Source organism: Paenibacillus sp. BR1-192 (assembly GCF_029542445.1).
In the GTDB taxonomy this organism is placed as follows: domain Bacteria; phylum Bacillota; class Bacilli; order Paenibacillales; family Paenibacillaceae; genus Paenibacillus_AQ; species Paenibacillus_AQ lautus_A.
Genome location: NZ_CP120718.1, coordinates 880655 through 907624, shown reverse-complemented (window position 1 = coordinate 907624; position 26970 = coordinate 880655). Strand labels below are relative to the sequence as shown.

At 53.6% G+C, this 26970-nt stretch carries 26 protein-coding genes; 6 read left to right on the top strand and 20 right to left on the bottom strand.

The window, feature by feature from the left end:
- Positions 1-10: 10 nt before the first annotated feature.
- Both P0X86_RS03985 and P0X86_RS03980 read right to left on the bottom strand, forming a co-directional pair.
- Positions 11-742: an ABC transporter ATP-binding protein gene (locus P0X86_RS03985; RefSeq protein ID WP_192569744.1), complete on the bottom strand. Its 732-nt coding sequence runs from the start codon at positions 740-742 to the stop codon at positions 11-13.
- Between the two features lie 82 nt (positions 743-824).
- The gene (locus P0X86_RS03980) at positions 825-959 is read right to left on the bottom strand and encodes a hypothetical protein (protein ID WP_277747834.1); all 135 of its coding nucleotides are present in this window, start codon (positions 957-959) and stop codon (positions 825-827) included.
- 212 nt (positions 960-1171) lie between these two features.
- On the opposite strand from P0X86_RS03980, the gene P0X86_RS03975 reads away from it, so the two are divergent.
- Complete coding sequence (locus P0X86_RS03975) at positions 1172-1642, top strand: MarR family winged helix-turn-helix transcriptional regulator (RefSeq protein WP_012819005.1); 471 nt, start codon at positions 1172-1174, stop codon at positions 1640-1642.
- A 72-nt stretch (positions 1643-1714) separates the two neighbouring features.
- On the opposite strand, the gene P0X86_RS03970 is transcribed toward P0X86_RS03975, so the two are convergent.
- From P0X86_RS03970 to P0X86_RS03915, 12 genes are all read right to left on the bottom strand, one after another.
- Complete coding sequence (locus P0X86_RS03970) at positions 1715-2722, bottom strand: glycoside hydrolase family 53 protein (RefSeq protein WP_277747833.1); 1008 nt, start codon at positions 2720-2722, stop codon at positions 1715-1717.
- 333 nt (positions 2723-3055) lie between these two features.
- Positions 3056-5128 (bottom strand): beta-galactosidase, encoded by a 2073-nt coding sequence (locus P0X86_RS03965; RefSeq protein WP_277747832.1) that lies wholly within the window; start codon positions 5126-5128, stop codon positions 3056-3058.
- 40 nt (positions 5129-5168) lie between these two features.
- Positions 5169-6047, bottom strand: a complete 879-nt coding sequence (locus P0X86_RS03960) for a carbohydrate ABC transporter permease (RefSeq protein ID WP_009594891.1) — start codon at positions 6045-6047, stop codon at positions 5169-5171.
- Positions 6048-6068: 21 nt separating this feature from the next.
- Complete coding sequence (locus tag P0X86_RS03955) at positions 6069-6959, bottom strand: ABC transporter permease (RefSeq protein WP_277747831.1); 891 nt, start codon at positions 6957-6959, stop codon at positions 6069-6071.
- Between the two features lie 172 nt (positions 6960-7131).
- Positions 7132-8817 (bottom strand): type 2 periplasmic-binding domain-containing protein, encoded by a 1686-nt coding sequence (locus tag P0X86_RS03950; RefSeq protein ID WP_277747830.1) that lies wholly within the window; start codon positions 8815-8817, stop codon positions 7132-7134.
- Positions 8818-8914: 97 nt separating this feature from the next.
- On the bottom strand, positions 8915-10552 hold the full coding sequence (locus P0X86_RS03945; protein WP_277747829.1) for a response regulator: 1638 nt from the start codon (positions 10550-10552) through the stop codon (positions 8915-8917).
- Entirely contained in the window at positions 10533-12323 is a 1791-nt protein-coding gene (locus P0X86_RS03940; RefSeq protein WP_277747828.1) for a sensor histidine kinase, read from the bottom strand. The genes P0X86_RS03945 and P0X86_RS03940 overlap by 20 nt, the downstream gene beginning before the upstream one ends.
- Before the next feature lie 256 nt (positions 12324-12579).
- Positions 12580-14094: an MDR family MFS transporter gene (locus tag P0X86_RS03935; RefSeq protein ID WP_277747827.1), complete on the bottom strand. Its 1515-nt coding sequence runs from the start codon at positions 14092-14094 to the stop codon at positions 12580-12582.
- A 146-nt stretch (positions 14095-14240) separates the two neighbouring features.
- Positions 14241-15872, bottom strand: a complete 1632-nt coding sequence (locus P0X86_RS03930) for an ABC transporter ATP-binding protein (RefSeq protein ID WP_277747826.1) — start codon at positions 15870-15872, stop codon at positions 14241-14243.
- Positions 15873-15876: 4 nt separating this feature from the next.
- A complete protein-coding gene (locus tag P0X86_RS03925) occupies positions 15877-16464 on the bottom strand; it encodes an ECF transporter S component (RefSeq protein WP_096777028.1) in 588 nt (195 codons plus the stop codon).
- A gap of 125 nt (positions 16465-16589) precedes the next feature.
- Positions 16590-17348, bottom strand: coding sequence for an energy-coupling factor transporter transmembrane component T family protein (locus tag P0X86_RS03920; RefSeq protein WP_277747825.1), 759 nt, complete (start codon positions 17346-17348; stop codon positions 16590-16592).
- Between the two features lie 19 nt (positions 17349-17367).
- Entirely contained in the window at positions 17368-17931 is a 564-nt protein-coding gene (locus P0X86_RS03915; RefSeq protein WP_277747824.1) for a GNAT family N-acetyltransferase, read from the bottom strand.
- Positions 17932-18097: 166 nt separating this feature from the next.
- Between P0X86_RS03915 and P0X86_RS03910 the strand changes: the two genes are divergently transcribed.
- On the top strand, positions 18098-19168 hold the full coding sequence (locus tag P0X86_RS03910) for an alpha/beta hydrolase (RefSeq protein WP_096777031.1): 1071 nt from the start codon (positions 18098-18100) through the stop codon (positions 19166-19168).
- 84 nt (positions 19169-19252) lie between these two features.
- Here the strand turns inward: P0X86_RS03910 and P0X86_RS03905 are convergent, their stop codons facing one another.
- Complete coding sequence (locus P0X86_RS03905) at positions 19253-19558, bottom strand: hypothetical protein (protein WP_009594879.1); 306 nt, start codon at positions 19556-19558, stop codon at positions 19253-19255.
- 186 nt (positions 19559-19744) lie between these two features.
- Here P0X86_RS03905 and P0X86_RS03900 point away from each other — a divergent pair, with 186 nt between their 5' ends.
- Complete coding sequence (locus P0X86_RS03900; protein ID WP_192569754.1) at positions 19745-20230, top strand: GAF domain-containing protein; 486 nt, start codon at positions 19745-19747, stop codon at positions 20228-20230.
- 76 nt (positions 20231-20306) lie between these two features.
- Positions 20307-20669 carry a hypothetical protein gene (locus tag P0X86_RS03895; protein ID WP_012818992.1) on the top strand — a complete coding sequence of 121 codons (363 nt, stop codon included), beginning with the start codon at positions 20307-20309 and terminating at the stop codon, positions 20667-20669.
- A 59-nt stretch (positions 20670-20728) separates the two neighbouring features.
- Here P0X86_RS03895 and P0X86_RS03890 read toward each other — a convergent pair whose 3' ends face one another.
- From P0X86_RS03890 to P0X86_RS03875, 4 genes are all read right to left on the bottom strand, one after another.
- Complete coding sequence (locus P0X86_RS03890) at positions 20729-21334, bottom strand: hypothetical protein (RefSeq protein WP_277747823.1); 606 nt, start codon at positions 21332-21334, stop codon at positions 20729-20731.
- Positions 21335-21499: 165 nt separating this feature from the next.
- Positions 21500-21697 carry a YwbE family protein gene (locus P0X86_RS03885; protein WP_036673676.1) on the bottom strand — a complete coding sequence of 66 codons (198 nt, stop codon included), beginning with the start codon at positions 21695-21697 and terminating at the stop codon, positions 21500-21502.
- A 189-nt stretch (positions 21698-21886) separates the two neighbouring features.
- Positions 21887-22693, bottom strand: coding sequence for a C40 family peptidase (locus P0X86_RS03880; protein ID WP_012818990.1), 807 nt, complete (start codon positions 22691-22693; stop codon positions 21887-21889).
- 416 nt (positions 22694-23109) lie between these two features.
- Complete coding sequence (locus P0X86_RS03875) at positions 23110-23874, bottom strand: pirin family protein (protein WP_096777035.1); 765 nt, start codon at positions 23872-23874, stop codon at positions 23110-23112.
- A 239-nt stretch (positions 23875-24113) separates the two neighbouring features.
- Between P0X86_RS03875 and P0X86_RS03870 the strand changes: the two genes are divergently transcribed.
- Complete coding sequence (locus P0X86_RS03870) at positions 24114-24800, top strand: response regulator transcription factor (RefSeq protein WP_036664469.1); 687 nt, start codon at positions 24114-24116, stop codon at positions 24798-24800.
- Positions 24797-26290: a sensor histidine kinase gene (locus tag P0X86_RS03865; RefSeq protein ID WP_277747822.1), complete on the top strand. Its 1494-nt coding sequence runs from the start codon at positions 24797-24799 to the stop codon at positions 26288-26290. The genes P0X86_RS03870 and P0X86_RS03865 overlap by 4 nt, the downstream gene beginning before the upstream one ends.
- Here P0X86_RS03865 and P0X86_RS03860 read toward each other — a convergent pair.
- The gene (locus P0X86_RS03860; RefSeq protein WP_096777037.1) at positions 26280-26912 is read right to left on the bottom strand and encodes a nitroreductase family protein; all 633 of its coding nucleotides are present in this window, start codon (positions 26910-26912) and stop codon (positions 26280-26282) included. The genes P0X86_RS03865 and P0X86_RS03860 overlap by 11 nt on opposite strands.
- Positions 26913-26970: the final 58 nt, after the last annotated feature.

The following is a 26970-nucleotide window of genomic DNA, read 5'->3' as shown; positions in this document are numbered from 1 at the left end:
ATCATCCCCCTCATGTCAGCGCATCGAAGCAGTCAAACAACGATGCGCCGGGAAGTTCAGCGGACTGCCGGATTTGGTCCAGCGTGCCCTCCGAGGCAATCCGTCCTGCGGAAATGAGCACAAATCGATCGCAAATTCTCTCCGCGGTATCCAGCACATGGGTAGACATCAATACACCGGCGCCGCGGCGCCTCTCCTCGAGCAGCAAATTCAGGAAATCGCGCGTTGCCCGGGGATCCAAACCGATAAACGGCTCGTCTACGATATAAACGTCGGGTTTGGAGAGAAAGCCGATCATCAGCATCATCTTCTGCTTCATTCCTTTGGAGAAGCCTCCCGGCAGTTCATGGCGAACCGACTCCATGCCGAACTGCCGAAGCAGCTGGGCGGCCTGCTCCTCGAAATGCTGATCGTCCATTCCAAAAGCAGCGGCTGCCAGATCCAAATGCTCCCACAGCGTCAAGTCCTCGTAAAACACGGGCTGCTCGGGAACGTAAGCATATCGCGGAGGACTGCCCGCAATATAGACGTCGGCCTTGCTATCTTTAAGAAGCCCCAGCACCGTCTTAATGGTCGTGCTTTTCCCCGCTCCGTTCGGTCCGATCAAACCCAAAAGCTCGCCGGGCACCACTTGAAACGATATATCCCGTATGCGCGGGCGGCTTGGTTCGTATCCTGCCTCCTGAATATCCACCTTCAGCACCGGTTCAGGCCCAAGTCCATTCTCTTGAATCTTATGCATCCTAACACCCCATCCGTTGTCTCTATTCCCAGTATTACGCATCAGGGCAAGGATTAGTTGCATTTAGCGAAACATTCTTGCATTATATCGTAGTCGTTTCAGGGACCATATAGACACCTTTCCCTGCTGCAGCGGCAACATCTTTCCTGTCGATTCTGCCTTTGCACAGCAGCAGCGGTTTGAGCCCCGCGGATTCTGCGGTTTGTGCTTGCTTCATGTCCCCCACCCTTTTCTTCCCATTTGAATTTCATTATAGGATCGGCGCGCGAAGGGCGTATCGGGCTGGAGGCATCGTGGCTGCCGGAGCCGGAGGATGAAAAATGTTTCGTCCGCATTGTGACAAATCACATGTTGCATTTGTACATTTCAGCGTAATCTTAGATTTGAAGTAATTCAGGACATGAGTCCATACCAAAGGCGGGAGAATGTATGAAGGTGTCACATGAACGCGATACACAGCTTGCGATGCACCTGTATCGGGTGTTTGCCAAGTCATTCAAGAGCGTCAACGAACATGTCGTGAATGGCAGTAAAATCGAAGGCTTTAATCCAACCTCTTTTGCCGTAATGGAAGTACTGTTCTATAAAGGCCGCCAGCCCATCCAGCAGATCGGGGCACAGCTGCTCCTGCAGAGCGGAAACGTAACTTACGTGGTCGATAAGCTGGTTGAAAAAGGCTACGTGCGCCGCAGACCCTGCCCCGAGGACAGACGAGTGATCTATGCCGAGCTGACTCCATCCGGAGAGCAATTGATGCAGAAGCTGTACCCGCTGCATGAACAACACATCCAGCATGCCTTGGGAGGATTGGACGAGGAAGAGAAGCGCCAGCTGATCGGACTGCTGGGCAAAATGGGAAAACATGCGGAACAGGTGCAGATCGTGCGCCAGCAGGGCTGAAAAAAAAAGAGAAGAACCCTTCCTCCTTCTCGGAAACAGGGTTCTTCTTGCTCAATATACCGGTTAGAACGCTCAGTCTTTAAAGCCTTCCAAGGCAATGGTCGGCTTCCCGTCAGCCTGCCAGGCTCCCTTGTTGTATCCCGCATTGTATCCCGGCGTAGCTTCAGGCTCCCAGTAGAACACGCCCAGCCCGGTACCTCCCGCTAAGCCTCTCACCTTGGTCTTGATGCTCTGGATAAAGCTCTTGGCTGCCGCCGGCTGATTGTAATCCATGCCGATTTCGCTGATCATGATGCTTTTTCCATATCTGGCGGTCATGTCTTTGGCATTGGCTATCGTCTGATCGACCTTCGATGACCAATCGCCCGCTTCCGGGTACAGCGACATGCCGATAATATCAAAGTTCGCGCCGTTGCTGATCAAGCCGCCAATATTCCACTTGAACAATTCATTGTCGTAGCCATTCGATAAATGAACGATCGTCTTGGTCTGGCTGCTGACGGACTTCACCGCGTTATGCCCCGTATTGACGAGCCATGCGTAATTCTTCATGTTCGCTGAGGCCTTGCCGTCCTCCCACAACATTCCGTTGTTGGTTTCGTTGCCGACCTGTACCCAATCCGGAGTCACGCCCTTGTTCTTTATGGTGTTCATCACATAGACGGTATGGGAATAGACCGCATCCATCAGCTGCTGAAAAGTGAAATTACGCCAAGCATAGGGCTTGTTCTGCTGTCCCGGATCCGCCCAGGAATCGCTGTAATGCAGCGTAAGCATAATGCTCATGCCCTTATTCTTGGCACGCTGGGCCAGCTCGGCGGCTTTTTCCGCATTCAGATAACCGTTCATGTAATCATTCATGTTGGGATTGACCCAGACACGGATCCTTGCCGAATTGATCTGGTAATCGTTCTTCAGAATGTCCAGAATATCGCGCTGAACCCCTGTCTTGTCCTTCCATTTATACCCTTGAGCTTCCATACCTGGAACCCAGCTGATGTCCGCACCTTTTGCAAAGGCAGGTGCCGCCTCGGCGGCGTCGTTACCCGAAAAGCCGAACGTTAATGCAAGCATTGACATGCAAAGAAACATTCTGAACCAAACTCCTTTCGCGACTCCAGTCATTACGATACCTCCTTGGTTTTTCGTTCACTGCGCAAGCGACACTCTAATTGTAAGCGTTTTCCATATGAAGCAACAGGGCATAATGCCAACATATCCGGTCCTTTTCCAAGCAAAATGAACCCGGCGCAAGGGGCCGAAATGTCAGATCCGGTGCGGAAAGGACGATCACATGGAATAGGCAAATGAGCGGCGCGGTGCATGATGAAGGGACAGGCTTCGCACGAAGGCACCTGTCCCTGGAAGAGGCATGTTTTGAAACGAATCGGAACATTGGAAGGCTGAGCCGGCTTACGCTCTCGCTCCTTTTTTGATCACCTTCACTCCGTAAGGCGCCAACTCTAGCTCTGCCCCTAGGGCTTCGCACGAGATAAAATCACGGTAATCGGCTCCGTCCAGCGTGACCCGCTTCGCTTCGACAGAGAAGTTCATCACAAAAATGTAATCCGACTCTCCATCCGTACGTATGGATGAGCTGACGCCAGAAGGCAGCTCCACCGGCAGCGCCCGGCGGACGCCTGTCTCTTCAATGAGCTTCCTGTAAAAATCGGAATGAAAAGGCTCCTTGTTCCGGGAGGCGATATAATAGGCCCGGCCCTTCCCAAGCTGATTGACCGTCAATGCTGGCCGTCCCGCATAGAAATCGGACCGGTAAACGGCCAGCGCCTCCGCCGTCTCCAGATGAATGAGGTCGCACAGCTCAACGGCTTCATAGGCCTCGGCCAAGCCAAGCCCCCCTCCGTCACTCGTTACGATCCCATTGACATCGTGATCATGGAGAGCATCGATTTCCTCCGACCATATGCCGAGCGTCTTACGAAGGGGACCCGGAAATCCGCCAAGGAAGCAAAGGTCAAACTCGTCGACGATTCCCGACCAATACGTCGCAACAAATGTGCCGCCCGCTTCCACAAATTGTTGAATCCGTTCGCCCACGCCTGGGCGCACCATGTACAGCATGGGGGCGACCACCAGTTTATATCCGGAGAAATCCTGCTCCATATCGATGACATCCATCGGGACTCCCTGCTTCCATAAAGCCCGGTAATGCTCTTGCACGGTCTCCTCATACTTGACTCCCTTATTCCGCGGACCTTGCGCATCGTTGATGGCCCAGCGGTTCTCCCAGTCAAAAATGACCGCCGCTTCCGCCGGAATGCCCGTTCCTACAACGGCATCCATCTTGTTGAGATAGTCCCCGACCTCAGCCACGTCGCCGAACACCCGCGTGTGTTCATGACCGACATGATCGACGACGGCGCCGTGCAGCTTCTCGCTCGATCCCCTGCTCTTGCGCCATTGAAAATATTGCACCGTATCCGAACCATGGGCAACGGCTTGCATGGAAGACAGCAAATGCATACCCGGACGCTTCAGCTTGCTCACCGGCTGCCAGTTCGTCAAACTTGGGGTGCTCTCCATCAGCATCCACGGCTGCCCGCCTTTGATCGAGCGGACGATATCGTGCATCATGGCAACGCGGGCTGCCTGCGCGGCCTCATCCCCGCCCTGATCATGCCAGGTCGGATAGCTGTCCCAGGATACCACGTCCAGCAAATCGGCAAACTTCCAGTAATTCAGTCCTTCAAAATATTCCATCAGGTTGGTCGTCACCGGAAGGGATGGATTGACCCTGCGGAGGGGTTCCGTTTCGTGCCGGATGAAATCCGCCGTCTGATCGGTTACGAACCGTCTCCAATCCAGGTTCATTCCATGTACCTGCGTCTCCCCGTGCGGCGACGGAGATTCAACCTGGCTCCAATCCGTAATCGTATGGCTCCAGAATGCGGTCCACCAGGCATGGTTGAGGTCATCCAGCGTGGCGTACTTCGCCTGCAGCCAAGACCGGAATGCGTCCTGACAGTAGTCGCAGTGGCAATCGCCGCCAAACTCATTAGAGATATGCCAGCCGATCACGGCCGGATGGTTGCCGTACCGCTCCGCAAGCTTCCTGTTGATCGTATGGACCTTCTCCCGATAGACCGGCGAAGTATAACAGTGATTATGACGAAAGCCGTGCAGGTTACGAACGCGCCTCTCGCTTACGCGCAGCACCTCGGGATACTTCTCCGACATCCAGGCCGGTCTTGCGCCGCTTGGCGTTGCCAGAAAAGCATAAATTCCATTGGCGGCAAAGCGGTCCAATACGCCGTCAAGCCAATCAAACGTGAATACCCCTTCCTCGGGCTCCAATGAAACCCATGAAAATATGCCGACGGACATCACGTTGCAATTCGCCAGCTTCATCAGCCGGATATCCTCTTCGAGCACTTCGGGATAACGGAGCCATTGCTCCGGATTATAATCGGCGCCATGCAGCATGTGCGGAACCCGCGAGCTAATCGGATTAAACGTTCGTTTCATAGTAAGTTAAACCTCCTGTTTCCTGATAGGATCGCATCTCTTATTCTTTGACAGAACCCAGCGTCATCCCTTTAACGAAAAAACGCTGCAAAAAAGGATAAACCAGCAGGATGGGCGCCGCGCCGATAAAGATCTGTGCGGCATTCACCGTCGTCTGGGACAACAGCTCCATCTCCTTCGGGCTCATGCTCATCGAGCTCATGTCCCGCTGGATAATGACCGTCTGCAGGAAGGTCGCCAGCGGGAAATCCTTGGCATTGTTCAGGTACAGCAGCCCGTCAAACCACGAGTTCCAGTGGAACACCATGCTGAACAGCGCAATCGTGGCAATCGAGGGCAGCGAGATCGGCAAATAAATCTTAAACAGCGTTTTGAAATGGCCGGCTCCATCGATGAAAGCCGCTTCCTCCAGTTCTTTCGGAATTCCCCTGAAGAAGTTCAGCATCAGGATCACCAAAAAGGTGTTCACGGTGCCGGGGATCACCAGCACCCAGAAGGAGTTGATCAGGCCCAGCTTCTGAATCACGATATAGAACGGCACCAGGCCTCCATTGAACACCATGCTGAACACAAACAGCCAGGAATAAACACTGCGGCTGCGGAAGACGCGGTTCTCTTTGGACAGCGGATATGCGGCCAGAAACGTCACGGCAAGCGTCAAAGCCGTTCCCAGTACGGTACGTGCAATCGAGATCCAGATCGAGTGTAGAAATGCCGGGTTATTGATCGTTTTCTTGTAAGCTTCCAGCGAAAAATCGACCGGCCATAATCCCACCAGACTGGCGTCGGCAGCGGCTTTGGAGCTGAACGAAATCGCCAGCACATGAAGCAGCGGAATGATGCAGAGAATGGCCAGCGCGACAAGCAAGCAGGTATTAAACACGTTAAATATGCGGTATTCCATCGTTTTATGGTACATGGCTCTCCCTCTTTCGCTCTGCTAGAATATACGGTAGCCCGCCCACTTGTAGGCCAGCCGATAGGATACGAGAATAAGGACCATGCTGATCACGGATTTGAACAAGCCGATAGCCGTTCCGAACCCCATCTCGCCATTCAGGATCGCTGTCCGGTATACAAAGGTATCGATGATATCGCCTTTCTCGTATACCAGCGGATTGTACAGGTTGAAGATTTGGTCAAACCCGGCATTCAGGATGTTGCCGAGCGCCAAGGTCCCGACAACGATCGTGATGGGAATCATGGAAGGGATCGTGATATGAAGCGTTTGTTTCAGGCGTCCCGCTCCATCGATTTCCGCGGCTTCGTACAGGGTCGGGCTAACGCCGGCCAGCGCAGCCAGGAATACAATCGTATTGTAGCCAAACTCCTTCCAAACGTCGGATACGATCACCGTGAACCGGAACCAGTTATTGTCTCCGAGAAAAAAGATCGGATCGATGCCGACAGCGGCCAGAATTCGATTAACAAAGCCGTCGACGGCGAGCATTTCGATCAAAATTCCGCCCAGGATGACCCAGGACAAAAAGTGGGGCAAATACACCATCGTTTGGATGCTCCGCTGAAGCGCCGTTTTTCGGATTTCATTCAGCAGAATGGCAAACACGAACGGAATCAGCAGATTGAACACGATTTTCATCACCGCGATGACAAAGGTGTTCCATATGACCTGCATGCTGTCCTGCCTTTCAAACAAGTATCGGAAATTGTCCAAGCCCACCCATGCGGAGCCGCGGGCGCCCTCCCACGGCTTATAGTCCTGAAAAGCCATAATGATGCCGCCCATCGGCAAGTAACTGAACAAGAACAGACAGATAAGGGCCGGCAGCAGCATGACGTGGAAAGGCCACGTTTTCTTCATCCTCTTCATCCAAGATCCTCCCGTTAAATCAATCTACCTCTTGATTATAGGACCCGTCCCACGGGGCGCAGTAGCCCACAAAACCAATATTCATGGCACGATAGCAATCAATTTGCAGCGTCTCTCATGGAACAAAAAAGACGGCCTAGGCAGGCCGCCCTTCATTACTCGGTAACCACAACTACTTCACGCTTTGATACCATTCGTTAACCTCTTTGGTGATCTGTTCCCCGCCTCCGGCTTTCCACGTTTCCACAAACGTATCAAACGATTCAACGGGCTGTTTGCCGTAAATGATCTCGTTCAGGGTTTGGTTCTCGATCTTCAGGAGATAATCCCACTTCGATTTCATGGTGGCGGTTACCGGTCCCGTAAACATGTTCTTCTTGGAGATCTCCTCTTGGGAGAGCAGCACTTCCGCAGCGGCAGGCGTATCCTTGCCATAGTTGACCGCAACGTCCTTTTCGAGGCGGCTCTCCGGCTTCCCGCCTTTCGCCAGCTTCAGCAGCGCTTTCATCTGCTCGTCCGGAATGCGGGCACCGTCGCGGACCAGCAAGTAACGGACGACATTCACGTAACCGCCTTGGATCTGATCGTTGGGCACCATTTCGCCATTGGCATCGAGCTCGAAGTCGTAGCCCTCGAACAGCCCGTTGGCAAATTCGCCGCCTTCCTTGGATACGGCAAAGTTATCGAACAAGTAGTTTTGATACGTGAAGAAGGCCTCAGGATGCTCCATATCTTTATGGATCAGGGTAACGCCGTTCGTATACTGCGTTCCATGGCGCATCGCAGTGCCGTCAGGGCCAGCCGGAATCTGGACAGGCTTCCAGACGGCTTCCGGCGCATTCTTCACGGTATCGATCAGCGGCCAGCCGCTCATCCAGTAAGGCCCCGGAATGATGCCGGCCGTTCCGGCTACAGCCGGCTCCGCCGTTTTGTTCTCATCCCACAATGCGGCTTCCTTCGGAATGTATCCTTTATTCATCCACTCGTTCAGCTTCACCAAGCCCTGCTTCATGCCCGCATGGACCGAGCCGTATTCCAGGCTTCCGTCCTCAGCCACGTTCCACTGCTGCGGCAGCGTTCCGTAAGCGCCGAATATCCATGACGGATCGCCCATCCAGGTGCTCATGGACGTTTTGAAGCCGATGCTCAGCGGCGTGACTTTATCCGGAGCAAGACCGGACGGGTTCTGGTTCTTGAAAGCATCCATCACCTGCTCAAGCTCATCCATCGTTTTCGGTGCGCTCATCCCCAGCTTGTCCAGCCAATCCTGCCGGATCCATAATACATAGTCGTGATTATAGGCAAAATCCAGAACCGGAAGCCCCATTCGCTTACCGTCCCGGCTGTACTGATTCCACACGTTGGGATCCAGATTCATCGCGTTCTTCCACGTTTCCGATGCATACTGGTCAAACAGCGTGCCGACCTCGGCAAACATGCCGGAATCGATCAAATCCTGGGCCAGCTGCTGATTTTCGGTGCCGAGCGTGACGATATCCGGCATTTCCTGTCCGGAGGACATGGCCAGCCGCAGCTTGGTTGCAAAAGCGCCGTTGGTATCCGTAATGGACCACAACGATTTGATGTTGATGCCAAACTTCTCCTTGGCCCACTTCGTAGCCACGTTGTTCTCGATCGTTTCCCCATTCTTGAATTGAAGCGTCGGATCGACGCCCCACACCGTCGTAATCGTAACTTCCGGATCGTATTTCTCTTTGTAGACGTTTTCAGTTTTGGATTCGGCCGGCTGCTGCGCCGCTTCCGGTTTCGGCTCGCCGCCGGAGCATCCGGCCAAGGATCCGGCCAGGAGCAAGGACGCGGCCAGGATCGGGAACCATTTCTTTCTTCTAGCGGTCATCGTTAAATCCCCCTTCTACCACCTTATGGATTACATGTTTAATTATAGAGGGGCCGGCAGCCGCATCCTATGTCACGAATCGAAGATTTCTGCACCTTTAGCAACATCCTTGGTCTCTGTATTCGTTCGGGGTCATTCCGTAGTGCTTCCGGAACATCTTGCTGAAATACTGCGGATTCTGGTATCCGAGCTCAGCGGTAATTTCATAAATCTTCTTGTTCGTATGCTTCAGCAGATATAACGCCCGCTCCATTCGCTTGCGGATGATATAATCGCCGAGTCCCTCTCCGGTTTCGCTCTTATAAATCTTGGATAAATATACCGGATGCAGAAATACCCGGTCCGCAATCGTCTTGACGGACAGGTCGTGACCCGAATCGGCAGTCACCATCTCCTGGACCTGCTTGATGATATGGCTCTTGCCCGTTGTCTCCTGTTCGGACGAGATATCATGAAGTTTATTCAGCATATCAAGCGACCAGGAGCGCAGCTTGGCAGCCGACTGAACCACCTGCTGAATATATAAGGGGTCCCAGCCGGCCTGGTCCAGCTGATGAATGTAATGCCCCTGCTTGTGAGCAAGGTACATGTAGGCATTCGCAACCGATAAAAATATTTCATACAACGCCGTCTGCCCGATGAATGCGGTTTCAACTTCTGCAAAAACTTGTTCTATTTTGTCCCGGGCGGCATCCCACTGCCTTGTTTCCAGCAGATGCAGCAGGCTGGGCGGCTTTGCAAACGCCTGGGTAACGTCCCATACAGGCTCATGCAGCCGGTCATCTTGGTCTTCGGCGAATCGGATAGCTTCATGATCTCCGTTTCCCCAGAGGTAAAGCGAGCTTAGTCCCGACCGGTAAACGGATCCCAGTTCCCCCGGAAAATCAAAGGAGTCTGACACGAAAACCGAAATGCTTCCCTTTAAATAGCTGCCCACATCCTGTTGAAACTGGGTTATATACCGTTTCAATTCGCGGGAATCCGCGAATGTTTCCATATCTCCAGCGTTCGGCACTCTCTTGGGCTGAGCCAATAGAATCAAACAATGATGCGGCGTTTTACAGGACCACACATGGAGCAGCTCGGCAAATACCTCCTCGGCAATGTTGCCGATGGCATATTCCATCAGTCCCACCGAATAGTCGTCCATTCCCGTAAACCTCTGCCCTAGCTGGATCAGCAGCATGATCGTCCGCTGGTCTGTTCGGAGCGGAATTTCATATTCATGAAGCTTGTGATCAAGCGAATGACGCGGCATCTCGCGTCCCAGCAAGAGATCATGCATGAGGCTGTTTCGCAGAATGCCGAGATCCGATTTGCGGCTGTACATCAGCTGATGGTAGTGCCCAAGCTCCTTCCGCTCCTCCTGGATCGACGCCAAGGCGGAGCTCACGCTCCGCATGAATTCACCATCGTCCACCGGCTTCAAAATGTAATCGGATGCCTGCAGCCGAATCGCCTGCTTGGCATATTCAAAATCCGAATAACCCGTAAGTAAAATGCAGCGGATATGCGTCCAACGCTCGGTTATGGTCTCCATCAGCTCCAGGCCGGTCATCACCGGCATCCGAACATCCGTAACCACCACATCGATGTCCTGCTCCTCCAGCAGGTCGATCGCCTCCAGGGCGGAAGAAGCCTGATACACTTCTTCAATATCCAGCTCACGCCATGGTATCGTCTGATATAAGCTTTCCGTAACATAACTCTCGTCATCAACCAATAAGATATTCATCGACTCTTTGCCCCCTGCCCTGACTTTGATTGATTCTTCCCAAGCGTTCCGGCAATGGCCAGTAGAGTACAGCCCGTACGCCGCCTTGCGGAGATGCCGCAAACCGCAAGCCGGCTTCTTCGCCATAACGCAGCCGCATGCGCTGGTGAACATTCCAGACGCCGCAGCCCATCTCCTGATCCATCGGCCTGTTCAGCCGGGCCTCCAGCTCGGCCAGCTTCTCCCCGTTCATGCCGATACCGTTATCATCCACTTGAATGCAGGCCAGACCGTTCACAATCCGGAAGGTTACCCTGATTTCACCGTCGCCCGAGTGAGGTTCAATGCCATGCAGCACGGCATTCTCCACCAAGGGCTGAATGACCAGCGGCGGGATCTCCATGCCTTCCGCTTCCTCCGTCAAATCAAGATGATATTGGAGACGCCTCATCCGCATCTGCTGGATTTCCAGATAATGCGTAACGAACTCCACCTCGTCCGACAAGGGAACCAGCTCCCGTTCCTGACGCGTGGTATATCGGAAATACCGGGACAAGCTGTGCGACATCGCCACGACGGCTTCGTATTTCCGAAGCTTCGCCATGCTGGTAATAAACGAGAAGCAATTGTAGAAGAAATGGGGATTGATCTGGGACTGCAGCTGCTTCAGCTTCGCTTCCCTGACATGGATCTTCTCCATGTATACATGCTCGAACAGCTCCTGAATCTGCTCCACCATCGAGTTGAATCTCGTGGCCAGAAAACTGAACTCGTTACGGCCCGCTACCTTCATCCTCACCCCGTAATCCCCGGCTTGGAGCCTTCGGAACACATAAACCAGCTGCTTGATCGGAACCTGAACCTGGGAGTACAGCAGATATGCGGCGAGGCAGCTCATCAGGAGCAATGCTGCGATCGAAATATAAAAGAGCCTGTTCGACGTATGGATCGGCTTCATAATGTCCGATAGCGGAATATAGTCTATCAAATACCATCCGGTCGTTTCCGATAATACGATGCTGACCGAATAGGTTTTGCCGCCCACTTCCTTCACGCGGTTCTCCACGTCTTCGAGCGGCTCCCGATCCAGCTCCGCCATCATATGGTTAATCAGTTCCTGGTCCGCGGTACGGTTGTAGATAACGCCCGAATCCGGTTTATAGTAGAACGGATCGCTCCTTCCGTCGCTCTTAAAGCGGTCCAGCATATCCTGGATGTTGGTGCTGTCGAATTCAACCTTGATCACGGTATTCGACTTGCCCGTATGATGCTGGGTGGAATACGGTGCCACCGAATACCAGACAAACAGGAAACGCCGGTCGCTCCCCTCGTAATAAGGAGTGACCTGCCACCCCGGCTTCACGTCCTCCGCGAGCTCCTCGGGCGAATAAAACCCGGCATCGCTTTCGGTGACCACCCGCCCGAGGGATGGGGAATAAATGGCCAGATGGCTCCGCCAGTTCGAAGAGCTCTCCTGTATGCTCAGCTTCGTCTGAATTTGCTTCACCAGATTAATCGCGTCCAGGTTCAAATACTTATCCTCCAAATATATATCCCGAAAGCTTGAGATGTCCGGGTCATGCAGGAGCAAATTCGGCCATGATGCCAAAATATCGATATTGGTATTCACCTGATTCTGAAAAAAAACAAGCTGGTTCGTATTCGATTGGCTGAGCTCCTTGCTGAGCACGTTCGTCGTGGTTTGGTTCGAATAGAAATAGAGGCCGACAATCGGAATCAACATCAGAAAAATGAACAGGACGATTTTTCGGAACAGATTAAATTTGGACATACATCGGCAGCCCCTTGGTTTATGTAGTGTGAGAAGTCATTTATAGCGAAATATGTTTATTATATCGGAGTTCGCCCTGTGCCGTGTAGGGCATAAAAGCAAGATTTCGGGCACTTTCGAAGGGATTGTTACGACATGGACGTTTGCGCAGCCCCCAAAGAGTGCATCCAACAAAAAAACAGGATCACGGCCTCAAAGAGACCGGGGTCCTGTTACATTTTTATTATGAAATATATGCCTTACATGCGTCCATCGATCAATGGCCTGACGGTTGTTCCTCTCCCGCCTCCGGTTCAGGGGGCGCATTGCGGAAGGCGGCCACGATCAACATACAGATCACCGCCATCACGGCCATCACCACGAACAGGGAATTAAGGCTTCCCTCCAGTATTCCGCTCAACAGGCTGCCTGACCCTTCCGGCAGTTCGGCCATTCCATGCGGGGAGAGCAATTTGTTAATGTCGTCGCTCGTAATGCCGGCCGCATCCGGCTCAGCGGCAAGCCTGCCCGCGATTCCCGCATTGACCCATAATCCGAACACCGCTACGCCCACGGTCTGACCGAACGTCCGGATGAAGGAGTTCAGCGCCGTGGAAGCTCCGCGAACCTCATAGCCGACCGAGGATTGCGCAATGATCTGAAACAAGGTGGAGATATAACCGAAGCCGACGCCATAAATGAACGTAAAGACCAGCAGCACGCCCAGCGCCGTATCCTTATGCATGAACGCCAATCCCACCGCTCCGATGATTAGAAGCACGACGCCGATCAGCGCCGTTTTCCGGGAGCCGGATTTAACGATCAGTCGACCGCTGATGATCGAGCCGATCAGCCATCCGATCGACATCGGGGCCAGCGTCAGACCCGACAAGGTGGCGTTGCCGCCACGAACGCCTTGAATCCACAGCGGCAAATACGTGGTCAACCCGATGATAAGCGCACTTACCAGAATATTGGCTATCGTCGATACCGTAATATCCCGGATCTTGAACAGATGGAGCGGCAGCATCGGCTCCTTCACCCTGCTCTCCACCACCAGGAACGCAGCGAGCAGCACCACGGAACCGATCATCAGACCGAGCATGAACGGAGAATTCCAGGAATAGCTCTCCCCGCCGCCGACCGCGAGCGCAAACAGCAGCGCGGTCATTCCCACGGTAAACAGGGCCGCCCCACCGTAATCGATCGATACTTCGCGGGCGTTGCGCTCCTCTTTGAAATAACGGAAAATCAGCCCTATCGATAACAGCCCGAACGGAACATTAAAAACAAAGATCCAGTGCCAGGACAAGTAATCCACGAAATACCCGCCAAGCAGCGGTCCGATCAGCGATGAAATTCCCCAAACGGAGCTGATCATCCCTTGAATCTTCCCTCGTTCCTCCAGATTGTAAATGTCTCCGACAATCGTGAATGTCACCGGTATAACCGCACCGGCTCCGATCCCTTGGATTGCCCTGAAAATGATCAGCTGCGTCATGTTCTGCGACAGCCCGCACAGCAATGAGCCTACGAGAAAGATCAGCGAGCCGTATAAAAATACGGGCTTGCGTCCATATAAATCGCTTATTTTACCGAAAATCGGCGTCGTAACGGCCATCGTCAGCAGATAGGCCGTAAAAATCCAGCTCATCAGGCTTACGCTGCCGAAGCTGCTGATAATGGCCGGACCCGCCGGACCGACAACCGTTCCTTCGATCGCAGCCATAAAGGTGGATAACAGAATACCGACCAGGATATAACTGCGTTTGTCTTGTCTTAATACACCCACGTTCCTTCGTCCCCTTTACTCTAGACGGCCCCGGCATGACTCCTGTCCCTGCCGATCCTATTAGGACAAAACCGGGGCCAACAGCATAAAAGCGCCTCCCGATACCAGGAGCGCTTTCACATCATGTAACATTTCTATTATAAAGGTTACCGCGAAGGTTGCACAGACATTTTCCCGTTCCGCAGATGAATAAAGGAAGTGGCATGCCGCTTCATGAGTTCGGGATCGTGCGTGATCATCAGGACGGCCGAGCCTTCCCCGATGACATAACGGCACAGATCGGTTACTTTATCGATGGCGGCATAGTCCATTCCCGAGGTCGGCTCGTCCAGGATATACAGCGGTCTTTCCAGCATCAATTGGCTGATGATGCTTAAGAGACGCTTCTCGCCCTGACTAAGCAAATAAGGAGACATTTGAAGACGATCCGTAAGTCCCGCCATCCCTAATAGAAACCTCGCCCGCTGCTGCTGGCCGGCCGTCAGCTCCGGACGCTTCTTCACGGACATCCCGCCATGGAGGCTGTAGATCAGCTCCTCCCAAACATTCGGGGCCGTAAACATATATTCCGGCTGCTGGAACACGTAGCCGATCGACTCGGCCCTGCGGTAGACGGCCATTCCCTTCGTATCTTCCCCTTGCCAGCGTATGCTGCCTGCCGGAGACGGCAGCAGGCCCATGATCAGGCGGCTGAGCGTCGTTTTGCCCGATCCGTTCTCCCCCGTCAGCAGCACCCAGTCGCCGGGATCAATCTTCGCATTGATATCGCTCAGCGCCTCCCGGCCGCCGGGATACGCAAACGTCAGCGAATCGATCCGGAGCAGCGGGGAGACGGCAGGCAGCCTGGCGCCTTCTGCATGGGATTCCGCCGCAGGTACGGAACCTGCAGGAACTGGCTTGCCCGCATGGGATACCGCCGCACGCGCGGAACCTGCGGGGACCGGCAATTCCGCATGGCGCGCTGCCGGATGCGGGGGAGTTGTTGCCGGGACAGGCTTGTCCCCGGCGGCGGCACTCGCTGCCTCGCCTGCGGGCCGAGGCAGCAAGCCCAGCTGCACCAGCTGCTCCCCGCAGCGGTGCAGCAGCTCCTCCGGCGGCCCGTCCTGCACGACGGTGCCGCCGTCCAAGACGATGACGCGCCCCGCGGCGCGCGCGACATCGTCAAAGCGGCCGGACGCGGTGATCAGCGTCCGGCCCTCCGCCTGCAGCTTATGGCACAGCTGCAGGAAGTTCGCCTGCGCCGCGGCATCCAGGCTGGCGCAGGCGTCGTCGAAGACGAAGAGCCGCGGGCGCAGCGCCAGCACCGCGGCCAAGGCCGTGCGCTGCCGCTGTCCGCCGGACAGGCTGCGCACCGGATCGGTCCGCCGATGAAGCAGCCCGACCGCCGCAAGGGACTGCACCACCCGCTCCTCGATTTCCGCGGGCGGAACCCGCATATTTTCAGGGCCGAAGGCTGCTTCGTCCTCTACGATCCCCTGAACGAGCTGGGCATCCGGATCCTGAAACAGCACCCCGACCGCATCCGCTACGTCGGCTATCGGCGCCGCTGCAGGATCCATGCCGTCCAGCAGCACTTCCCCCGTTCTTGCGCCTCCGCCGCTCCGCGGAAGAAGGCCGCATAACAGCTGGCACAGCGTCGACTTCCCGCTGCCGCTGGCACCAAGAATCGCGACCCAATCGTTCTCCGCTATGTCCAGATTCATATCGTGGATAACCGGACGTTCCTCTCCGTCATAGAGGAATCCCAGTCCCCGGCATGACACCCTTGTTCCCGACATCGGGCTATCCCTTAACGGAGACGGCGAAACGGCGAAGCAGGCCCGTCTTCACTAACGCTTCGCCTAAAACCTTGGTTAACAGGCCGCAGAGGAGAACGCCGCTCAGAATACGCACCGCCAGCGCAATGCCAAGCACTTCGATCGGCCAGGACGTATACCCGAACATGTTGGCCGCGAACAGGAACCAGAGCGGTACCATCGCCCCGCCAACCAGCATGAGAGCGCCGGCGCTCCATTTTTTGTATCGGTAGATCGCGAAAATCGTCTCCGCCACGATCATGTAGCAGCCCGCGGCCACAAAACACGAAGCAATGCCGTATACCGTACCGGTCAGAGCCTGAATCGTGCCGCCGATCGCAAACGTGACAACCGCCGTTCCCGGTTTACGAATGATGTAGTAAGCCAAGAGTCCATAAACCATGTAGATTCCCGTCGTCGTTGAAGTGGCGATGGGTCCGCCCAGACTGTTCAACAGCTTGTTAACCGGCCCTATGTATACGGTGAGAACGGCATTAACGGCAGCAAGCATCGCCATCAGGATAATCTCCTGCGTCGTAAAAGCAAACCATTTTTTCTGTGATGATGAATTCAAAGGTAGTCCTCCTTCATACCAACCGCCCTCGGCGGCTGTGCTAGCGTTCGTCAACGCTTCTTTTCATATTTTGCACACTTCCGCTCTTAACGTCAACCCATTTTTTGTTGATTCAGGTTAACAATTCAGGCAATCCACCAGACGAAAACCGTTGCCAGTACATACATAACTGCCGATGCGACCGCCCATGAAGGAATGTTAACCTCCGTGCGATAGGTTCGGTCCGGGTATGCGCCAAATCCTTTGGATTCCATTGCGCCCGCCGTTTGCTGAACACGACGCAGCGCATTAAGCAGGACAGCCGAAACAAACTTCAATCCGTAGCCGATGCGGCTTCCGAGTCCCTTGGGCGGTCGATGGCCCCTTACCTGCTGGGCAGCCAGAATATGGGCACCCTCCTCCTCCAACAGCGGAATGAAGGTCAGCGCAGCGGATACGCCAAACGCAAACCGGTAAGGGATTCGAAGACGTCTGGTCAGCTCGGCAACCAGTTCTCTTGGATCCGTCGTCAAGATATACGCCATCGAGGTCAGAAACAACGTAAACATCCGGAGCGACATGGCACCCGCGGCGTTCAGAGCCTCAACCGTCAGGGCGATGGGCCCCCACTGCAGCCATACGGTGTCCCCTTGGACCGTCAAGCTGGTCAGAATGAAGTAGGGTACCGCAACGATTGCAATGAGCCGGATCCCTCCCAGCAGACGCTTGAAAGACACCCGGCCGGCGAATCGGGCTTGGCCGATGCATAACAGGAGAAACAACGCCTGCTGCCAGGCTTGGTCGAGCAGCATGGCGATTACCGCTGTACAGAACAGGATCACCAGCTTGCTTAAAGGATCATATCGATGAAGAAGCGTGCCGCCCTTCTCATATTGAATCAGCATATTCCACCAACTGCCTCTCTTATAGCGTGTTCCAATCTTTTCTCAATCGCGAAAAAACGACGGCATCGACATAACCGCCGGACGTATGGCGATAATCGCGAAGCACTCCTTCGCGCATATAACCGTGCTTCGCGAACCATCGGCATGCACGCTCATTTCTTGAATCGACGAAAGCCTCGATTCGGTTTAGTCCCATGGACGCGTACCCGAAAGCCGCAACCAGCTCGGCCGCCTCGGTCATATAGCCCTTCCCCCAATAACGGCTTGCCAGCTCACACCCAAACTCGCCCTTGAACGCGCCCTCCAGCTGCCAAATATTAAATCCGCAGCTGCCGATCAATTGGCCTGTTTCGGTGATCTCGATGCCCCAGCGAATGGCTTCGTCCTGCTCGGCAAGCCGTTGCAGCCACTCAATCAGTGCCTTTGCGTCCTCGGCTGAATCCATGACGGGCATATCCAGAAAGGCGGCTACGGCGGGATCGGACCAACAGCCCAGCATCGCTTCCGCATCCTCCGTCTCCATCCTTCGCAGCCGGATCCGCCGCCCCTTCATTCCCGGAACGATTCCTTCGCATCTGTACATGGTATTCCACCCTCTCGCAAAAAAACTGACTTGCATCGGCTGTTTCCGGTGATACTATGTGCGTGTATAAAAGAGTATAGCGAAAATCAATCCGTATCCTGGTCCCCCATCAACATCTTAGAGCTGGATGTATATATATTGATGGATTCGGGAGGCTTCCGTCAATATGCTTGTCACGGCTCCCTTGTACAGTGCGGAAGAAGGAGGAAGTCATCTGAGTATGTATATCGCGATTGTCTTGCTGTTCACCGTCGTTGTCATTGCCGCTGCCATTACGCAAATCGGATATCTGCAGATTACGCGGATGCGCGTAAAGAATGACCTCAAGCTGTTCACGGTGCTGGAAAAAGCCGGACTGTACAGCAGAGAGAAATATGAATCGCTTCAAAAGAACGAAGTGGCGATCAAGAGCTTTGACGGGTTGAAGCTGTGCGGCGCAGCCATTCTAAACAATCCCGGCTCCAAGCACTGGATGCTTCTTGCCCACGGCTATACCGGTTCGCGAGCCGTATCCACCCAATTCATTGATTTGTTTACGGAAGAGGGGTACAACGTGCTCCTGATCGATCAGCGCCGGCATGGACGAAGCGAAGGACGCTATACCACCTACGGTTATTATGAGAAACACGACGTGCAGGCGTGGGTGCGCTGGATTACCCGCAAATACGGCGAGGATGTGGCGATCGGGCTTCATGGACAATCGCTGGGAGGCGGAACCGTGCTGGAGTATTTATCCATCGCTGATCCGCAGGTCAAGCTTGTCATCGCGGATTGCCCGTATTCCGATTTGACGGATTTAATGCGGCATCAGCTCACGCGCATCAACAAAATCCCTTCCGTGCCGTTCCTGTCCTGGGTGAACGCCAGAATTCGGCGTAAAGCCGGGTTCAGCCTCGATCAGGTCAGCCCGATCCGTGCTGTTCGGAACAGCACGCTTCCGGTTATGTTCATCCATGGCACCAAGGATAATTACGTGCCTACCCGAATGAGCATCGAGATGTACGAAGCCAAACCGGACCCGAAAAAACTTCTTCTTATCGAAGGCGCTATCCATGCGAACGCTTATCATGTGGATCCTGAGCAATATCGGGAAGGCGTGCACTCTTTCCTTCGTGAACATATAGATCAACCCGTTCAGGCACCGCTGCCGGAAGCTGCCCGTGCAGCGCAGCCGGAAGCAGCGCCAGCCCAAAGCACCTTCCAACTGGAGCTGGACGGATCCCTTGAGACAGTATAGGACGGCGGCTCAAAAAGCCCCCGCACTGCACGCTGGATCTGCGTGAGTCGGGGGCTTTTTTCAATTGTTATGCTGTTATCTGCCCTACGCCATGGAATCGGCCTTTTTCGGGTTCACCGGTTTAAGCACTTCATCGCAAAGCTCCTTAAGCCTGATCTGGATTTCCTTGAACTCCTCGATCCCGGCTCCCGTGAGGCTGTACCCCTCACCGTGCGCCGTTAGGAAGTTCTCCTCGGTCAAGCGTTCGAGTTCATGCTTAACCTCCCGATCGCCGACCTTATATCCATGACGCTCCAGCTCGGGCTGCATCTCGCTGATCGTAAGGTCCCGCTCATGGGCGTGATAGAGCATATGAATACCGATAAACAAATTTTGAACGTCTGCGCGCATTCGATCTTCTCTCCCTCCACCTGATTGAATTGATACCTGGTCATGTCATACATTACCCCTGCGACATGGTCAGGAATCAGCCGGATTCGCCGGAGCCTTTCTTCCCATGGCTTGTCCCTTGACGAATATCATATACTTATACTAATGTGAATGAATCAACGCAAATGAAGGAAGGGCGGATATCCAATGTTTCAAAACACACCCTATGAAGGCACTAGGAGCGAGCAATACGCCCAGGTCCTGAATCAGTTGAAAGCACTTATCCACGACGAGCCGAATGCCATTGCCAACTTGTCCAATGCATCTGCGCTGCTCAATCAGTTTCTGTCCGATACGAATTGGGTCGGCTTCTATCTTTATGATGGCAAAGAGCTGGTGCTCGGGCCATTCCAAGGACTGCCCGCTTGCATCCGGATTCCGATGAATCGCGGAGTTTGCGGAACCGCTGCGGCTAAACAGCAGACACTGCTTGTAGCCGATGTACATGAGTTCCCGGGGCACATTGCCTGCGATGCGGCTTCGAACAGCGAGATTGTGGTGCCCATGATGGTGGATGGCGCATTATATGGCGTTCTGGATATCGACAGTCCGCTCAAGAACCGTTTCGATCAAGAGGATCAAGCCTTTTTGGAGGAATTCGTCCATATATTGGAAGGCCAACTCACATTATAATTCAGGATGATTTGACGTATTCTTCCGTACACTAACCAAGGATTGAAACCACAATTCTTAGGAGGAATACACAACCATGTATCCAATGAATAACAACAACTCGCAAATTTCGCAGCAAATTCGTCAGTGCGAGCAAATTCTTCAGCAGCTGACCCAGCAAACGCAGCAGGGCTCGGCTATGTACCAGCAGCTGATGCAGCAAGAGCAGCAAAATGCGGCCCGACTCGAGGAACTCGCTCAGCGTGAGCGTCAAGCGGCGCAGATGATCCAAACTGCCCTTCAAGGCCATCAACAGGCGATGCAGCAGTATCAGCAAATCTCCCAGATCGTTAAACAAGTGGAGTATTCCGTACAAGCCCACAACCAAACACAGCATATTCAGCCTTCATACGGCCAACAAGGTTTTCCTAACACACATCAGGGCCAAGGCTTCCAATAAGCATGCTAAAAGGGGTAACCCGCAGGTTCCTAGAACCTGCGGGTTACCCCCCCATTGCTTTATTCCTTCTCTTCGTTTACGCTGAATTCGATCTCGGCTTGTATCTTATAGCGCTTTGGCTCTTCCCCGTTCGAACCGCTCTGACTCGCGCCCTGCGACATGGAATCAATCACGAAATCCGCGGATCCGTAGACGACGTAGCGCCCGCCCGGAAAACCATCCTTCAGCGAACGGATGAAATCTTTGAATGTCTTGTCGTCCCTGCTGTCGTATCCACCGCCGATTTTGTAATATTCGCGCAGCGGCTCGCCCTTTTTCAGCTTGGTTGTAATATAGGGCTCGTTCATGGCATAACTGATGTTGTAGTCTCTTGTGAGCTCTTTCATCGGGAAATAAAAAGCGGAGGCCGCATGGCCGATCGTAATCTCATCCTCTTCGCCGATATACTCCAGCTCCCCGTATACTTGAACTTGATCTCCCTGTTCATGCTCTTCTTTCTCGCTAACGAGTCGATACACGAAGTCCCCGTCGGTAATTTCCGCCTGATTTCCCCTGGCAGCTTTATTCAATGAAGGTCCAGTCGGATCTGCCCCCTGCATCTCCTGCTTCGCGCAGCCCGTTAACATCAACATCAAGATAAACCCCATATAAAGGTATCTTCTCATCTTTTTTGTTCACCTCAACCTCCAGACGGATGGATTGGGAGCAATGTTGCATAGAAATGCAAAAAAGCCGCATCCAAAACTCCTCAGATTTGCGAAGTTTTGGATGCGGCTTTTGGTTTGCTATATCCCGCAGCCTATGGCCGCAGTCGCGGACTGCATCGAATGTTATGTCTCGTAAATGTTCTTTACCCGTCCCACTTGGCCGTCCTGAAGACGTACTTTAATGCCGTGCGGATGGTTGGGCGAATTGGTCAAAATATCTTTGACCACGCCGCGGGTTAATTTGCCCGTTCTCTGGTCCTGCTTCAGTACGATATCAACCTCAAGCCCCGGTTTGATATTGGAACGCTGCCCACCGTTCATCATCGTCCCTCCTGTTCCTATCTTCATGCTGTTGTCCCGTTCCTACTGTCCACCTTACTGAAATCGAGAGCGAAATGCAAATCGCATAACACAAAGGACTGCCCGTTAAAGATCGTTCAGATCTCCCAACCGGACAGTCCTTCTGTTTTTATTCTAACCATGGATGAATCTTATCCATGGAACGATGTTTTATAGCACGCTTCCGCCGTGCATGAAGCGGTGTTTCCAAGAATCGCCGAAGTTACCTACGAGGACGCCGCCCGATTGTTTCGAGTACGTATGCAGCAGCTTGTTGTCTCCCAGATAGATCGCTACGTGCGTAATCCGCTGTTTGGACTTGTCCAATCCGGCATAAGCGGATGCCGATGAACCTCGGTAACTCATGAAGAATACCAGATCCCCGCGCTTTAATTGATTAACGTTGTATACAGCCGTTCCTTTATCTTTGACGTACTGCCCTTGCTTCCGGGAATCGCTTGGCAGCGTAATGTTAGCACCGTCCATGAATGCGCGGCGGACAAATGCCGAGCAGTCAAAGGTGCTCGTTGAATTGCGGTTAGAACCGAATTCGTACGGCGTGCCCAGATACTTCATGCCTGCACTGATTACTTTTTCAACGCTTGCGCTCGCAGAAGGCGCCGTGCTTCCCGAATTGCCGGAAGTGTTAGAAGATCCGCTGCTTTGGTTAATATATTTAGACGAAGCATATCCTTGCTTGCCGTCCGAAGTCTTGATCTTATACCAGCTTGAGCTCTTGCCCAGAATTTGAACGCGCTCACCCTTATGCACGCGGTCAACGACTTTACCCGAAGTCGAAGGCTTATTGCGCATATACACATTCGAGCTTGCTACACCTTTGGTTACAGACTGCACGCTGGCAGCAGACACTTCATTCACAGACCCATATCCGTAAGAACCAAGAACCGCTGCTGATAACAGCGCTCCGGCCATCAATTGTTTAAATCTTTTTTTCGAGAAAATAACGATCTCCCCCATCTCGTTTGATTGTGGAATCACGAAAATGTCATTTTCGTGATCCCGCAATCATTATAGACAGGCTGTGTCTCGGGACGCATGCTACCATCCTCACAAAAACACATGCCAACTATTGGTAAAGAGGAGGACTTTAGTCTCTTATTATACTTGAATTTAGTATAAATAGATTATTATAGCAAAAAAACATGCCAAAATAACCCAACCGGTCCGGCCTAAAGAAGTCCGGATTTCTTTGTTGGGTCTTTCTGCTTACCATATATATGTATTTTTCCTTGCAATTGCTGCATGAAAGATGAGCTTTGGTTCCCTGCCACGCTTTTTAAAAAAGCCTGTACAGACGGATACCCCATCTGACAGACTCTAGTTTATCGTACCTTCTAAATTTCATTCCACTACAATATTGTAAACTTTTGACCCTATGGCCGCTTGGAATAGAGCGGATATCCAGGGTTTTCCGGTACGTCAATCAGGATGACCCTGACATTCTCTTGCGCCTTAAGGCTTATCGTCTCACCGAGCACCGTATCGATTACCATAAAGTCCCGATGTTGAAACAGGAGGCTATCCTCTTCCGTGCTAAAGCTGCCGGCTCCCCTTACGGCAAGCGCAGCCGCACGCCTGCCGGTTTTCAGTTCATATCGTGCTTCGTGCCCGGCCAGAATTTGAATATCCAGCATCCTCACGTCCACGGACAGATCGGTTGGCGCGGAACCGCCGATCATCGTTTTGACCAATCCCCCCTGGATACGGGTTACCGGATAGGAGTCCGGACGATACTGACGACAGGCAGGGTTTTGCTTCAATGAATCGCGAAGATACGGCTCAAACCAAATCTGGAATCCTTCTGCATCCGGCCCGGTCAGAAGTTCCTCATGCGTAAGTCCGGAACCGGCCCTCATCAATTGCAGGCCTCCTGGCCCGATTATGCTGTGCGTACCATGCGAATCCTCATGGTCGCACTTTCCCTGAATCATATAAGTCACGATTTCAAAACCCTGATGGGGATGAGGCGCGATATAGCCTTCGACGGGCGAACGAAACCAGGACCAATAGAAAAGCGGCCCTACCCGGGTCACGGCTGACCCTTCTCCGGAGAAACCGATCGGCTTCAACTCCGTTATCCTTCCTCCATCGAGTGAGCCCTTGCCCTGATTCTCGGGTGGATATACATTTCCTATCATGTCCAGTCTCCTCCTTTCACCCATCCATGATGGATCTTGAACAGGTGCTACATTGATTATCTTGGCTTTAAGATAGTATCAACGATAACCGAACAGATATCAACATCCTTAAATTCCCTGATTTGAGAATGCATATTTGCGAATCATTTTTCAGTTTATTTTCAGTTCGCGTTCAGATTTCATTCAGCTACGGCACGTATGATAAAGTTGAAGGAATGAAAGAAGAGGAGTTTTGTGTCATGGGATCCATGCATCGTATTCGCGTTTTGCTTGTGGATGACGAGCCGCACATACTGCAATTTCTGGAGCTTGGTCTCCAAAATGAAGGGTTTGAGGTGCGCACGGCCTCCGATGGGGAATGTGCGTTAAGGGAAGCAGCCAGCTTCGAGCCGCATGTCATCGTTCTGGATGTGATGATGCCGGGAATGGACGGTCTTGCGGTGTGCAGACGCTTGAAGGAGGAAGGCAGGGATGTTGCGGTCATTATGCTTACCGCGAAGGATGAGATCGATGACCGTGTAACGGGCCTTATGACCGGAGCGGACGACTACATGGCCAAACCCTTCAGTTTCGAAGAGCTGCTGGCCCGCATTCAAGCTCGGCTCCGCAATCAGTTCCCGAGCCTACTGGGCGAAATCCGGCTTGGGCCATTCACCATCGATGACCGCAAGAAAGAAATTTCATACCTGGGGGAAGCCTTGGAGCTTTCCCCTACGGAATATAAATTGCTCAAACTGCTTGTGACCAAACACGGCAGCGTTCTGAGCAAATCGAACATATTGAATATTGTGTGGGATTATGATTTTGGAGGAGAGGATAACATCGTGGAGGTCTATATCCGATCCCTGCGAGAGAAGCTCGGAGACAAGGAGCATCGGGTCATTCGCACGCTTCGCGGAGCCGGCTACCGGGTGGATTTGCCATGAGTTTCCGAAACCGCATACGCGCATCTCGGCCAACGTCTCTGCGCACGCAGCTCCTGTCGCGTTCCCTTCTCGTCTTGGCGCTTCTGCTCGTGCTGATCGGGGCGCTGCAATATGTACTGATGAAAAACGCCCTGTTCCGCAATCAAGCCGAGGCGCTTTCGCTTCAGGTCCGCTCTATCCCCGTGGAGATGTGGGAGCCTGATCGCGTGCAACATAACCGGCCTTCTGTTCCGAATAACGACGCCCATGCGGGCATGCCCCGCCAGGAGAATAGACCTTTGCTCTTTCTGCCGAATATGTCGCTTGCCAAGATCGCAACGAACGGAAGTTACACCGACCTGGCCAGTGACAACGGTCTGTCCGCTCCGCAGCTGGCAGCAGAGACTTATACCTCGATTCTGGAGCAATTCAAAAAGCGTATGCCCGTTCCGTACGAAGTGACTGACGATGCCCAAGGTACCGAGCAGATCGTTGTCTTTCGCCCTTACGGCAGCCCTAACAGCCCTTCCGGTATACTGCAGCTTGGAATGGATACGCAGCCGCTCTATGCCGTTCTGCTGCGGCAGCTGCTGATATTTGCCGTGCTGGCTTTGCTTGCCATGGCTGGCGGGATCGCATTGTACCTGCCTTTGCTGCGCAGGACGCTTAACCCGCTAAGCCGAATGGTCGAAACAGTGGAACGAACGGATGCCGGAAACTTGGCGGAGCGATTTCCGGCCATGCAGGGTCAGCAGGAGATTGACCGCTTGGCCCAATCGTTTAACGGCATGCTGAAAAGGCTTGAGGAAGCGTTTGAAGCGGAACGCGAGGCGAAAGAGCAGATGCGGAGGTTTATTGCCGATGCTTCCCATGAGCTGCGCACGCCGCTTACTTCGATTCACGGCTTTCTGGAGGTGCTCGGCCGCGGTGCCGCCGACAACAAGGAGCAGCTCCATGCAGCACTGTCCAGCATGCACGGCGAATCGAAGCGCATGAAGAAATTGGTCGAGGATTTGCTTCTGTTGGCCAAACTTGACCGTAAGCCGGAGCTTCATCTGCAGGATACCCGGCTGGATCGGCTGCTGCTTGAGATGGAGCCTCATCTCAGGATGCTGGCTCAAGGCAGAAACATAACGATTCAAGCGGCAGCCGTGCTGTGCCGGTGTGACTCCGACAAGATCAAGCAGGTCATCTACAACCTGTTTCATAATGCGGTACAGCATACTGATTCCGACACAGGGCGGATTACCGTTACGGTGGATAAAACCAAGGACCATGCCGTACTGCTGGTCAGCGACAATGGAGCCGGGATTTCAAAGGAGCATCTGCCCCATCTGTTCGAGCGGTTCTACCGCATCGATGAATCCCGGACCCGGCAGCACGGCGGTGCAGGTCTTGGATTGTCCATCACCCAGTCCATCATGAACGCGCATGGCGGCCAAATGAGCGTGGACAGCACGGTTAACCAAGGAACGGTTTTTCGTGCAGAGTGGCCGGGCATCATTCCTTAGCCTGAAATACTCCTTCATGCACCAGTTCATTCAAGGATCGTCGGTCCGTAGGGACCTCCCGTTCCTGCAGCGTCTCCGGCAGCGCCGATTTATCCCCGTGGTATCCAAGCGTTATGACCGCATGCAGATCATATTCTTCCGGAATATGCAGGGCTTCGCGGGCAAGCTCATGGTCGAAGCCGCCAATCGCGCGGGTATTCAGCCCAAGCAAAGCAGCCTGCGAAGCGATTGTTCCCCAAGCAGCCCCCGCATCAAACGCGTGGCTGCCGCTCGGTTCCCCATTGGCATTCAGCGTGTAGGAAACGAGGAGGACAAGCGCCGGCGCACGATCGCTCCACACGCGGTTTCCGGGACGGATAAAAGACCGGAATCGCTCCCGCTCCTCCTCTGTTCGGGCAACGATAAACCGCCACGGCTGCCCGTTGCCCGAGGAGGGTGCCCAACGGGCCGCCTCCAAGACGGTATACAGCACATCCGCTTCGACCGGACGGGAGTCAAAGGCCCTCGACGACCATCGATTCACAAAGTGGGCATGCACCGGATATTCGGGACGGCGCGTTTGTTCCGCCACCGTCTTCTTCGACAGGGCTGATACGATTACGGTTGGATCAGGTCTGGTCATACGATCATCTCTCCTTACCCTTTGCGGGTTATTGTAATACGGCTTGGTCTAAGGCTTG

Excerpts from the sequence above, each read along its gene's own strand:
- P0X86_RS03985 (WP_192569744.1), bottom strand. The coding sequence starts at position 742 with ATGCATAAGATTCAAGAGAATGGACTTGGGCCTGAACCGGTGCTGAAG.
- P0X86_RS03980 (WP_277747834.1), bottom strand. The coding sequence starts at position 959 with ATGAAGCAAGCACAAACCGCAGAATCCGCGGGGCTCAAACCGCTGCTG.
- P0X86_RS03975 (WP_012819005.1), top strand. The coding sequence starts at position 1,172 with ATGAAGGTGTCACATGAACGCGATACACAGCTTGCGATGCACCTGTAT.
- P0X86_RS03970 (WP_277747833.1), bottom strand. The coding sequence starts at position 2,722 with ATGTCAATGCTTGCATTAACGTTCGGCTTTTCGGGTAACGACGCCGCC.
- P0X86_RS03965 (WP_277747832.1), bottom strand. The coding sequence starts at position 5,128 with ATGAAACGAACGTTTAATCCGATTAGCTCGCGGGTTCCGCACATGCTG.
- P0X86_RS03960 (WP_009594891.1), bottom strand. The coding sequence starts at position 6,047 with ATGTACCATAAAACGATGGAATACCGCATATTTAACGTGTTTAATACC.
- P0X86_RS03955 (WP_277747831.1), bottom strand. The coding sequence starts at position 6,959 with ATGAAGAGGATGAAGAAAACGTGGCCTTTCCACGTCATGCTGCTGCCG.
- P0X86_RS03950 (WP_277747830.1), bottom strand. The coding sequence starts at position 8,817 with ATGACCGCTAGAAGAAAGAAATGGTTCCCGATCCTGGCCGCGTCCTTG.
- P0X86_RS03945 (WP_277747829.1), bottom strand. The coding sequence starts at position 10,552 with ATGAATATCTTATTGGTTGATGACGAGAGTTATGTTACGGAAAGCTTA.
- P0X86_RS03940 (WP_277747828.1), bottom strand. The coding sequence starts at position 12,323 with ATGTCCAAATTTAATCTGTTCCGAAAAATCGTCCTGTTCATTTTTCTG.
- P0X86_RS03930 (WP_277747826.1), bottom strand. The coding sequence starts at position 15,872 with ATGTCGGGAACAAGGGTGTCATGCCGGGGACTGGGATTCCTCTATGAC.
- P0X86_RS03920 (WP_277747825.1), bottom strand. The coding sequence starts at position 17,348 with ATGCTGATTCAATATGAGAAGGGCGGCACGCTTCTTCATCGATATGAT.
- P0X86_RS03915 (WP_277747824.1), bottom strand. The coding sequence starts at position 17,931 with ATGTACAGATGCGAAGGAATCGTTCCGGGAATGAAGGGGCGGCGGATC.
- P0X86_RS03910 (WP_096777031.1), top strand. The coding sequence starts at position 18,098 with ATGCTTGTCACGGCTCCCTTGTACAGTGCGGAAGAAGGAGGAAGTCAT.
- P0X86_RS03905 (WP_009594879.1), bottom strand. The coding sequence starts at position 19,558 with ATGCGCGCAGACGTTCAAAATTTGTTTATCGGTATTCATATGCTCTAT.
- P0X86_RS03900 (WP_192569754.1), top strand. The coding sequence starts at position 19,745 with ATGTTTCAAAACACACCCTATGAAGGCACTAGGAGCGAGCAATACGCC.
- P0X86_RS03895 (WP_012818992.1), top strand. The coding sequence starts at position 20,307 with ATGTATCCAATGAATAACAACAACTCGCAAATTTCGCAGCAAATTCGT.
- P0X86_RS03890 (WP_277747823.1), bottom strand. The coding sequence starts at position 21,334 with ATGAGAAGATACCTTTATATGGGGTTTATCTTGATGTTGATGTTAACG.
- P0X86_RS03885 (WP_036673676.1), bottom strand. The coding sequence starts at position 21,697 with ATGAACGGTGGGCAGCGTTCCAATATCAAACCGGGGCTTGAGGTTGAT.
- P0X86_RS03880 (WP_012818990.1), bottom strand. The coding sequence starts at position 22,693 with ATGGGGGAGATCGTTATTTTCTCGAAAAAAAGATTTAAACAATTGATG.
- P0X86_RS03875 (WP_096777035.1), bottom strand. The coding sequence starts at position 23,874 with ATGATAGGAAATGTATATCCACCCGAGAATCAGGGCAAGGGCTCACTC.
- P0X86_RS03870 (WP_036664469.1), top strand. The coding sequence starts at position 24,114 with ATGGGATCCATGCATCGTATTCGCGTTTTGCTTGTGGATGACGAGCCG.
- P0X86_RS03865 (WP_277747822.1), top strand. The coding sequence starts at position 24,797 with ATGAGTTTCCGAAACCGCATACGCGCATCTCGGCCAACGTCTCTGCGC.
- P0X86_RS03860 (WP_096777037.1), bottom strand. The coding sequence starts at position 26,912 with ATGACCAGACCTGATCCAACCGTAATCGTATCAGCCCTGTCGAAGAAG.